This is a genomic window from Oerskovia sp. NPDC060287, assembly GCF_042726775.1.
In the GTDB taxonomy this organism is placed as follows: Bacteria; Actinomycetota; Actinomycetes; order Actinomycetales; family Cellulomonadaceae; genus Oerskovia; species Oerskovia merdavium.
Genome location: NZ_JBHXBO010000150.1, coordinates 1 through 10,185, shown reverse-complemented (window position 1 = coordinate 10,185; position 10,185 = coordinate 1). Strand labels below are relative to the sequence as shown.

The following is a 10,185-nucleotide window of genomic DNA, read 5'->3' as shown; positions in this document are numbered from 1 at the left end:
ATGTAGTACCCGTGCACTGCCTCGTCGCGGATGATGAGGCGGATGAGGTCGGCCGTGTTCGTGAGCTTGGCGCGGCTCGACCAGTACATGGGCAGGTAGAAGCCCGAGTAGAACAAGAAGGACTCGAGCAGCGTGCTCGCGACCTTGCGCTTGAGCGGCGAGTCGCCCTTGTAGTACTCCATGACGATCTCGGCCTTGCGCTGGAGGTTGGGGTTCTCCTCCGACCAGCGGAACGCCTCGTCGATCTCGCGCGTCGAGCACAGCGTCGAGAAGATCGACGAGTAGCTCTTGGCGTGCACGGACTCCATGAAGGCGATGTTCGTGTACACGGCCTCCTCGTGCGGGGTGATCGCGTCAGGGATGAGCGACACGGCGCCCACGGTGCCCTGGATGGTGTCCAGCAGCGTGAGGCCGGTGAAGACGCGCATGGTGAGCGTCTTCTCCTCCTCGGTGAGCGTGGCCCAGCTCTGGATGTCGTTCGATACCGGCACCTTCTCGGGGAGCCAGAAGTTCCCGACGAGCCGGTCCCAGACCTCGGCGTCCTTGTCGTCGTCGAGACGGTTCCAGTTGATCGCGGACACGCGATCGATGAGCTTGAGCTTCCCAGTGGGTGACATGTCGTTCTTCTTCTTTCTCAGCACGGTGCCTGCGACGAGACGAGAGGTCCTGCGGGCGGCGGGAACGGGAGGGGCGCCGGTCGTGGTCGGGCCTGGCGGGGGCCGCGAGGCACGAGCGGCCCGGGAAGACCGGCGCCCCTCCCGTGGACGTCGCCGTCAGGCGACGAGGTCAATCACAGCATGCAGGAGACGCAACCCTCCACCTCGGTGCCTTCGAGCGCGAGCTGGCGCAGGCGGATGTAGTACAGGGTCTTGATGCCCTTGCGCCATGCGTAGATCTGCGCGCGGTTGACGTCGCGCGTGGTCGCGGTGTCCTTGAAGAACAGCGTGAGGCTCAGGCCCTGGTCCACGTGCTGCGTCGCCGCGGCGTACGTGTCGATGATCTTCTCGTAGCCGATCTCGTACGCGTCCTGGTAGTACTCCAGGTTGTCGTTCGTCAGGTAGGGCGCCGGGTAGTAGACGCGCCCGATCTTGCCCTCCTTGCGGATCTCGATCTTGGCGGCGACCGGGTGGATCGACGACGTCGAGTTGTTGATGTAGCTGATCGAGCCGGTCGGCGGGACGGCCTGGAGATTCTGGTTGTAGATGCCGTGCTCCTTGACGGAAGCGGCCAGCGCCTTCCAGTCCTCCTGCGTGGGGATGTGCACGCCGGCGGTCTCGAAGAGCTCCTTGACGCGCGGCGTCGCGGGCTCCCACACCTGGTCCGTGTACTTCGCGAAGTACTCGCCCGAGGCGTAGGTCGAGTCCTCGAACCCGCCGAACGCCCGGCCCCGCTCGATCGCGAGGCGGTTGCTCGCTGCGATCGCGTGGTAGGCCACGGTGTAGAAGTAGATGTTCGTGAAGTCGATGCCCTCTTCGGAGCCGTAGAAGACGCGCTCGCGAGCGAGGTACCCGTGCAGGTTCATCTGGCCGAGGCCGATCGCGTGCCCCGACTCGTTGGCCCGCTTGATCGACGGGACGGACTCGATGCTCGTCTGGTCGGACACGGCCGTCAGGGCGCGGATCGCGGTGTCGATGGTCTTGGCGAAGTCTGGCGAGTCCATCGTCTTGGCGATGTTCAGCGAGCCGAGGTTGCACGAGATGTCGCGGCCGACGTGGTCGTACGACAGGTCCTCGTTGTACGTCGAGGGCGTCGAGACCTGGAGGATCTCCGAGCACAGGTTCGAGTGCGTGATGCGCCCCTTGATGGGGTTCGCCTTGTTGACCGTGTCCTCGAACATGACGTACGGGTAGCCGGACTCGAACTGCAGCTCGGCGAGCGTCTGGAAGAACTCGCGGGCCTTGATCTTCGTCTTGCGGATGCGTGCGTCGTCGACCATCTCGTCGTACTTCTCGGTGACCGAGATGTCGGCGAAGGGCTTGCCGTAGACGCGCTCGACGTCGTACGGCGAGAAGAGGTACATGTCCTCGTTCTTCTTCGCCAGGTCGAAGGTGATGTCGGGGATGACGACGCCGAGCGACAGCGTCTTGATGCGGATCTTCTCGTCGGCGTTCTCACGCTTGGTGTCGAGGAAGCGCATGATGTCGGGGTGGTGCGCGTGCAGGTAGACCGCACCTGCACCCTGACGGGCCCCGAGCTGGTTCGCGTAGGAGAAGGAGTCCTCGAGGAGCTTCATCACGGGGATGACGCCCGAGGACTGGTTCTCGATGTGCTTGATCGGGGCGCCGTGCTCACGGATGTTGCTCAGGAGCAGGGCCACGCCACCGCCACGCTTGGAGAGCTGCAGGGCCGAGTTGATGCCGCGCGCGATGGACTCCATGTTGTCCTCGATGCGCAGCAGGAAGCAGGACACGGGCTCGCCGCGCTGCGCCTTGCCGATGTTGAGGAACGTGGGGGTCGCGGGCTGGAAGCGACCGGCGACGATCTCCTCGACGATGTCGAGGGCCGTCTGCTCGTTGCCGTCGGCCAGACCGAGGGCGACCATGGACACGCGGTCCTCGAAGCGCTCGAGGTAACGCTTGCCGTCGAACGTCTTGAGCGTGTACGAGGTGTAGTACTTGAACGCGCCGAGGAACGTGTCGAAGCGGAACTTCTTGGAGTAGGCGAACTCGAACAAGGTCTTGACGAAGTCGCGGTCGTACTTGTCGAGGACCGCGGGGTCGTAGTACTTGTTCTCGACCAGGTACTCGAGCTTCTCCTCCAGGCTGTGGAAGAAGACCGTGTTCTGGTTCACGTGCTGCAGGAAGTACTGGCGCGCTGCCTGGCGGTCCTTGTCGAACTGGATCTCGCCGTCGGGGCCGTACAGGTTGAGCATCGCGTTGAGCGCGTGGTAGTCGAGCTCGACGCCCGCCGCCACCGTGCTCACGCTGGAATCCGTGACTGTCGTTGCCAAAATCGTCCCAATCCGTCGCGGACGCGCTCGACGTCCTCGGCTGTTCCCAGAAGTTCGAAGGCGTACAGGTAAGGCACCTGGCACTTCGAGGAGATGATGTCGCCGGCGATGCAGTAGGCCTCGCCGAAGTTGGTGTTGCCCGCGGCGATGACGCCGCGGATCAACGACCGGTTGTGTGAGTCGTTCAAGAACTTGATGACCTGGCGGGGCACTGCCCCGCCCTCGTTGCCGCCGCCGTACGTCGGGACCATCAGGACGTAGGGCTCGTCGACCCGCAGGAACTCGTCCTTGGGTCGCAGCGGGATGCGGTGGACCGTGTGACCACGGTCCTCGAGGCCCAGGCGCTGGACGAACCGGTGGGTGTTGTCCGACGCGCTGGAGAAGTAGACGAGCGATCCCATGTCACACCTCGCAGCGGGGACCGGTGGGACGAGCTGGTCAGGCGACGGGAGCGACCTTCGCCGCGAGAGCGTTGATCTGGTCGGGGCGGAAGCCCGACCAGTGCTCGTCGCCCGCGATGACGACGGGCGCCTGCAGGTAGCCGAGGCCGCGCACGAGCTCGAGTGCCTCGGCGTCCTGGCTGATGTCCACGACGGAGTACTCGATGCCCTTCTTGTCGAGGGCGCGGTACGTCGCGTCGCACTGAACGCAAGCCGGCTTGCTGTAGACCGTGATGCTCATCTGGTCAGTCTCCTCGGGTAGGGGATCGAGCTTCCAGCGGGGGCGCTCAGGCCGACTCCCTGCTGGGGTCCTGACCTCGAAGAACGCTGGTGGAACTACGACCGTGTGGTTTGCCGGGGAGACGATCGCTCCCTGGTGTTGACCACTATACCTAGTGGGCGGGCTCCGCGCTCGGCACTAGATGTCGTGGTCTGACGATCTTCGCCGCCTCCTCCTCGAGACGTGTCGAAGTGTGCTACAAGCACGGATCCATCCTCCCAGGAGGCACTGACACTCCCCCGGATGCACCCCGTCGTCCACCGGTCCAGGAGCCCGAGAACGGCTTGTCCGAGCGGTCCCGAGGACTTCTCCACAGCTTGTGGAGGGCGTCCGTCCACATGCTGTGCAGAGCGCTCGAGGGGGGCTGGCAGGCAGACCAACCCCACCTCGGCGCCACACCCGGCGCCACACCGAACCAGACAAGCCGGACACGAATTCTCCCGCGTGTCATGTTCCGTCGGCGTGTCGCGCCACGGCCGCGACGGGTGCGAGATAGATCACCGGTGCCCGTCGCGACCTCCGGCGGCCCGTGCCCGGTCGGCGCGCCGGGCCCGCCGGGCCCGGCCCCGGGCACCGGCGTCCTCGACGTCTGTCAGCCGACCTCCGCCACCCCGGGCAGCACCGAGGTCGTCGCGAGCCGGCGGTACCAGTGCGCCGAGTCCTTCCACGTGCGCTCGAGCGTGTCGTAGTCGACGCGGATGATGCCGAACCGGCGGTCGTAGCCGTAGCCCCACTCGAAGTTGTCGAGCAGCGACCACGCGAAGTACCCGCGCACGTCGGCCCCCTCGTCGATCGCAGCACCCACCGCGTCGACGTGGTCGTGCAGGTACGCGACACGACGGTCGTCGTGCACCCGCGCGGTCCCGTCGGCACCGATCGAGACCTCGTCGTCGAACGCCGCGCCGTTCTCGGTGACCATCAGGGGCTGGCCCGGGTACGCCCGGTGCACCGAGAGGAGCAGCTCGGTCATCCCGGCGGGCTCGATGTTCCAGCCCATCGCGGTGTACGGGCCCGCCTGCGTCACGAACTCGACGTCGTCGACCCCGATCCACGGGCTGTGGCTCGACGCGCCGTGGCCGTCGTTCTCCGCGCGCTCGCCGTCGCCCGCGAAGTGGCGCACCTTGGTGGTCGAGTAGTAGTTGATGCCGAGCACCGACAGGGGCTGCCGGACGATCTCGAGGTCACCGTCCTGGACGAACGACCAGTCGGTCACGTGCGCGGTGTCGGCGAGCAGGTCGGCCGGGTAGGCGCCGTCGAGCAGCGGGCCGAGGAACGCCCGGTTGGCGAGCCCGTCGATCTTGCGCACAGCGTCGAGGTCGGCCTCCGACGTCGGGTCGTCGGGCCGGATCACGTGCAGGTTGAGGGTGATCGAGGTCTGGACGTCCTGCCCCAGCTCGTCGCGGATGGCGAGGCACGCGAGCCCGTGGGCGAGGTTGAGGTGGTGCACGGCCGCGAGCGCCGCGACGGGCTCGGTGCGCCCCGGGGCGTGCACGCCCGAGCCGTAGCCGAGGTAGGCCGAGCACCAGGGCTCGTTGAGCGTGGTCCACACGTCGATCCGGTCGCCGAGCTCGCGGGCCATGCGGCGCGCGTACCCGGCGAACGCGTGGGCGGTCTCGCGGTTCGCCCAGCCGCCGCGGTCCTCGAGCTCCTGCGGGAGGTCCCAGTGGTAGAGCGTCACGACGGGCTTGACGCCCGCGTCGAGGAGCGCGTCGACGAGCCGCGAGTAGAACGCGATGCCCTCGGGGTTGAACTCTCCTGTGCCGCCGGGCTGGACGCGCGACCAGGAGATCGAGAACCGGTAGGCGCCGAGCCCGAGGTCCTTGATGTGCTGCACGTCCTCGGCCCACCGGTGGTAGTGGTCGTCGGCCACGTCGCCCGTGTCGCCGTTCAGCGTGCGGCCGGGGGTGTGGGAGTAGGTGTCCCAGATGGACGGCCCGCGCCCGCCCTCGGCGGCGGCTCCCTCGATCTGATAGGCCGCGGTGGCCGACCCCCACAGGAAGTCGGTCGGGAAGGTGCGCGACGCGGGGGCCTGCGCTGGGGACGGTGCGGGTCCGGCGTCCTGCCGGGTGGCGACGTTGCTCACGGTGTTCCTTCTGTGGTTCGGGATGGACGGTCCGCGACAGCGTGGGAGCGCTCTCACGTATCGATTCGATCAGGGTACCCACGCGCGGGGCGCGACGTCGAGGCCCGGCGTGGGCGGCGCCGTCGGGCACGGTGCTTCCTGCCCGACGACGCCGCTCACCTCTCCCCCTGCCCGCACGGCGGGAGGTGCGTCAGAGGGTCAGCTCGACGCTCCCCGCCCCCTCGGCACGCACCACGTGCTCACCGATCTGCACGGCCCACGCCGCGCGGGCGTCGCCGGACATGACCGTGATCTTCGCGCCCTCGCGGCGCGTGCGGAACGTCGTCGGGGCGCCCGTCTCGGACGGGACCGTGGTCGTCGAGTCGTACCCGTCGGGCAGCTCGAACAGGCGCAGGGTCACGCCGTCGGCCCACTCGTAGTCCGGGCGGTCCGTGCGCGCACCCACGGGCAGCACCGTGCCCGGGCGGACCAGCAGCGGCAGCGAGTCGAACCCGTGCCTCTGCGCGACCCACTGCGGTCCCGAGACCGTGCTCCCGTCGAGGAGGTTCGTCCACGTCCCCTCCGGGACGTAGACCTCGACGTCACCCCCGGCCGTGAAGACCGGGGCCACGAGCAGCGAGCCGCCCAGCATGTACTGCGTGTCGACCCCGAAGCCCCCACGGTCGTGGGGGAACTCGAGCACCATGGGCCGCATCATCGAGATCCCGTCCCGGTGCGCCTCCTCGGCGACCCCGGCCAGGTACGGCATGAGCGAGAGCTTGAGGCGCGTGAACTTCCGGGTGACCTCGACCGCCTCCTCGTCGAACGCCCACGGCACGCGCACCGAGTCCGAGCCGTGCAGACGGCTGTGCGAGGACAGGAGCCCGAACGCCAGCCACCGCTTGAAGACCCCCGCGTCCGGGACGCCCTCGAAGCCGCCGATGTCATGGCTCCAGTACCCGAACCCGGACATCGCGAGGGAGAGCCCGCCTCGGAGCGACTCGGCCATCGACGCGTACGTCGAGTCGCAGTCGCCGCCCCAGTGGACGGGGAGCTGCTGGCCGCCCGCGGTGGCCGCCCGTGCGAACAGCACCGCATCCCCTTCACCCCGCTCACGCTCGAGGAGCCGGAAGACGGCCTCGTTGTAGAGCTGCGCGTAGTAGTTGTGCATCTTCGCGGGGTCGGACCCGTCGGACCAGACGACGTCGTCGACCGGGACACGCTCGCCGAAGTCGGTCTTGAAGCAGTCGACCCCCTGGTCGAGCAGGCCCTTGAGCTTGCCGAGGTACCACTCGGTCGCGTCGGGGTTCGTGAAGTCGACCAGGCCCATGCCCGCCTGCCACTTGTCCCACTGCCACACCCCGCCGTCGGTCGTCCGGAGCAGGTACCCCGCGGCCCGTGCCTCCTCGAACAGCGGCGAGCGCTGGGCGACGTACGGGTTGATCCACACGCAGATCTTGAGGCCCTTGTCCTTGAGCCGGCTCAGCATGCCCTCGGGGTCCGGGAACGTGCGCGGGTCCCACTCGAAGTCGACCCACTGGTACTCGCGCATCCAGAAGCAGTCGAAGTGGAAGACCGACAGCGGCAGGTCCCGCTCGGCCATGCCGTCGATGAACCCGCTGACGGTCTGCTCGTCGTAGCTCGTCGTGAACGAGGTCGTGAGCCACAGCCCGAACGACCAGCCCGGGACCCGCGCGGGGCGCCCGGTCAGCGCGGTGTAGCGCGTCAGCACGTCCTTGGGCGTCGGCCCCGCGACCAGGTAGTACTGCAGCGCCTGCCCCTCGACCGAGAACTGGGCACGGGTGTTGATCTCCGAGGCGACCTCGAACGACACGAGCTCCGGGTGGTCGACGAACACGCCGTAGCCCCGGCTGCTGACGTAGAACGGCACGTTCTTGTACGCCTGCTCGCTCGACGTCCCGCCGTCGGCGTTCCAGACGTCGACCGTCTGGCCGTTCTTCGCGAACGGCCCGAACCGCTCCCCCAGCCCGTACAGCTGCTCGCCCGGTGCGAGGCTGAGCTGCTCGTGCATGTAGTGGGCGCCCCCGTGCGCAGCGTCGGCCTGCACCGAGCCGACCGCCTTGTGCAGGCTCGACGTCACGACCTGCCCGTCCTGCTCGACGTCGACGCGCCAGCCCCCCTCCCGGTGCACGCGCACCGCGAGCGGCCCGGAGCGCAGGACTCCGTAGGTCTCGTCGACCGAGACCTCTGGCCGGAATCCCTCCTCGTGGTGCAGCTCGAAACGCGGCCCCCGGTCGACCCCGCCCCGGTGGTGCTCGATCCGGACGCCGATCACGCCCGGCGCGGGCGACGAGTAGGTGATCGTCAGCAGGGGCCGGTTGAGCGTGTCACCACGACGCCGGATCACGGCGGTCGGGGCGTACACCGTCAGGGTGCCCGCCGCGGGATCGACGCGGACGTCGTCTACCTGGGCCGGGTGCAGCGGCGAGAAGCCGTCACGGACCTGCCAGTAGCCGTCGGTGAACTTCATGGTTGCTCGGTTCCTTCGGGGTAGGTGCGGTCACTTCACGGCGCCGGCCGTGACGCCTCGCGTCAGGGTGCGCTGGAAGATGAGGAAGAAGATGACTGCGGGGACGAGCGAGACCAGGGCGCCCGCGTTGGTCGTCGTGGCGTCCATCATCCGGTCGCCCTGGAGCGAGGCCAGCGCGATGGGGATCGTCTGGGTCGCGTTCGTGGTGAGCATGACCAGCGGGATGAAGAACTCGTTCCAGGTCCAGATGAAGAAGAAGATCATCAGGACCGAGAGCGTGGGACGGACGACCGGGAAGACGATCTTCCACAGGATCTGCCAGCGCGAGGCGCCGTCGAGCGCGGCCGCCTCCAGCAGCGCGGGCGGGAACGTCCCCAGCACCGACGAGAGGAGGTACGTGCCGAACGCCGACTGGATGACCGTGAAGATGATGATCACGGACCACTGCGAGTTCGAGAGCCCCACCTGCTGCGCCATGGTGAACAGCGGGTAGACCAGCGCCTCCTGCGGGAGCATGTTCGCGAGCAGGAACAGCATGATGATCCACAGCCTGCCCTTGACCCGCCCCACGCCGATCGCATAGGCGTTGAGCAGCGAGAGCAGCGTTCCCCCGATCGCGACCGCGGCCGAGATCCAGATCGAGTTGAGCAGCTTCTGCGGGAAGTCGACCCGCTCCCAGAACGCGACGACGCCGTCGAGGTACAGGTGCGTGGGCAGGCTCAGCGGCCCGTCCTGCGAGTACTCGGCCGGAGACTTGAACGCGTTGAGCAGCATGATGACGAACGGCGCGAGCATGAGCAGCGCGAACAGGCCCGCCGCTGCGAGCACGAACCAGCGCGTGGCACCCCGGTGGTGGCGCTGGTCGGGACGGGTCGACCGGAGGACCTGGGCCTCCTGCGGCTTCTCGACGGACGGGTTCAGAACGTCGGTGGCCATCAGCGGCCTCCCTCTTCACGGCGCTCGGCGCGGGCCTGCAGGGCGAGGATGACCAGGGCGACCACGACGATCACCAGGGTCAGGACGGTCGACACGGCAGCGCCGTAGCCGACCTTCGACTTGTCGAAGAAGTTGAGGTACGAGTAGTAGCTGGGCACGAGCGTCGAGCTCTCGGGGCCGCCGCGGGTCAGCACGTAGATCGGTCCGAACACCTTGAGCGCCGCGACCGTGCACGTCAGGACGACGACGAAGGTCTCGGGGCGGATCTGCGGCATCGTGATCGCACCGAAGCGGCGCCACCACCCCGCACCGTCGAGCTCGGCCGCCTCGTACAGCTCCGGGTCGACCCGCTGCAGGGCCGACATGAAGATCACGACGGGATAGCCGATCTGGACCCAGACCAGGACCGCCATGACCGTGGGCAGGGCGGTGGTCGTGGACCCCAGCCAGTTCGGCGGGCTGTCGATGCCGATCGAGCGCAGGATCACGTTGAGCGCGCCGGTCTGGGAGTTGAGGATCCAGTTCCACAGCACACCGGCCACGGCGACGGGCAGGATCTGCGGCAGGTAGTACGTCGCCCGCAGGAAGGCCGCGACGCCCCCGCCGAACCGCCGTCCGAGGTAGTCGAACAGCACGGCCGCGAGCACGAGGCCGATCAGCGTCGGGACCACGACCATCGCGAGGATCATCGCGACCGAGTTCCGGAACGAGGTCCAGAACTGCTCGTCGGCCATCAGGGCGGAGTAGTTGTCGAGCCCGATGAACTTCATCGGGGCCATGCCGCCCTTCCACTTGAAGAGGCTGTAGTACACGTTCATGCCGAACGGGATCAGGATGACCACCGTGAACGCGACCACTCCCGGGATCAGGTAGGGCAGGTAACCCACCCAGCGGGGTCTGCTGCGCCGCGAGCGCGCGGCTCCTGCTCGCTCGACCGCGGGGGTCGGCGTCTTGACAGTGCTCATGGACTTTCCTCGTCGCTCGTGATCGTTCGTCGTCGTCGGGTCCCGGCGCCCCGACGGGCGG

At 68.0% G+C, this 10,185-nt stretch carries 8 protein-coding genes; all 8 read right to left on the bottom strand.

Features of this window, described 5'->3' with window-relative positions; genetic code table 11:
• Positions 1–617, bottom strand: a 617-nt coding sequence (locus ACFWFR_RS13420) for a ribonucleotide-diphosphate reductase subunit beta (RefSeq protein ID WP_377623284.1), incomplete at its 3' end; no start/stop codon positions are given.
• Between the two features lie 173 nt (positions 618–790).
• Positions 791–2,950, bottom strand: a complete 2,160-nt coding sequence (gene nrdE / locus ACFWFR_RS13415; RefSeq protein WP_377623283.1) for a class 1b ribonucleoside-diphosphate reductase subunit alpha — start codon at positions 2,948–2,950, stop codon at positions 791–793.
• Positions 2,920–3,351, bottom strand: a complete 432-nt coding sequence (gene nrdI / locus ACFWFR_RS13410) for a class Ib ribonucleoside-diphosphate reductase assembly flavoprotein NrdI (RefSeq protein WP_191799970.1) — start codon at positions 3,349–3,351, stop codon at positions 2,920–2,922. Before nrdI ends, nrdE begins: the two co-directional genes overlap by 31 nt.
• 37 nt (positions 3,352–3,388) lie before the next feature.
• A complete protein-coding gene (nrdH, locus tag ACFWFR_RS13405) occupies positions 3,389–3,631 on the bottom strand; it encodes a glutaredoxin-like protein NrdH (RefSeq protein ID WP_191799972.1) in 243 nt (80 codons plus the stop codon).
• Positions 3,632–4,262: 631 nt separating this feature from the next.
• Positions 4,263–5,753, bottom strand: coding sequence for a GH1 family beta-glucosidase (locus ACFWFR_RS13400; protein ID WP_377623282.1), 1,491 nt, complete (start codon positions 5,751–5,753; stop codon positions 4,263–4,265).
• A gap of 190 nt (positions 5,754–5,943) precedes the next feature.
• Entirely contained in the window at positions 5,944–8,223 is a 2,280-nt protein-coding gene (gene yicI, locus ACFWFR_RS13395; protein ID WP_377623281.1) for an alpha-xylosidase, read from the bottom strand.
• 30 nt (positions 8,224–8,253) lie between these two features.
• Positions 8,254–9,159, bottom strand: a complete 906-nt coding sequence (locus ACFWFR_RS13390) for a carbohydrate ABC transporter permease (RefSeq protein WP_377623279.1) — start codon at positions 9,157–9,159, stop codon at positions 8,254–8,256.
• Positions 9,159–10,124: a carbohydrate ABC transporter permease gene (locus tag ACFWFR_RS13385; protein WP_377623278.1), complete on the bottom strand. Its 966-nt coding sequence runs from the start codon at positions 10,122–10,124 to the stop codon at positions 9,159–9,161. The genes ACFWFR_RS13390 and ACFWFR_RS13385 overlap by 1 nt, the downstream gene beginning before the upstream one ends.
• Positions 10,125–10,185 lie beyond the last annotated feature (61 nt).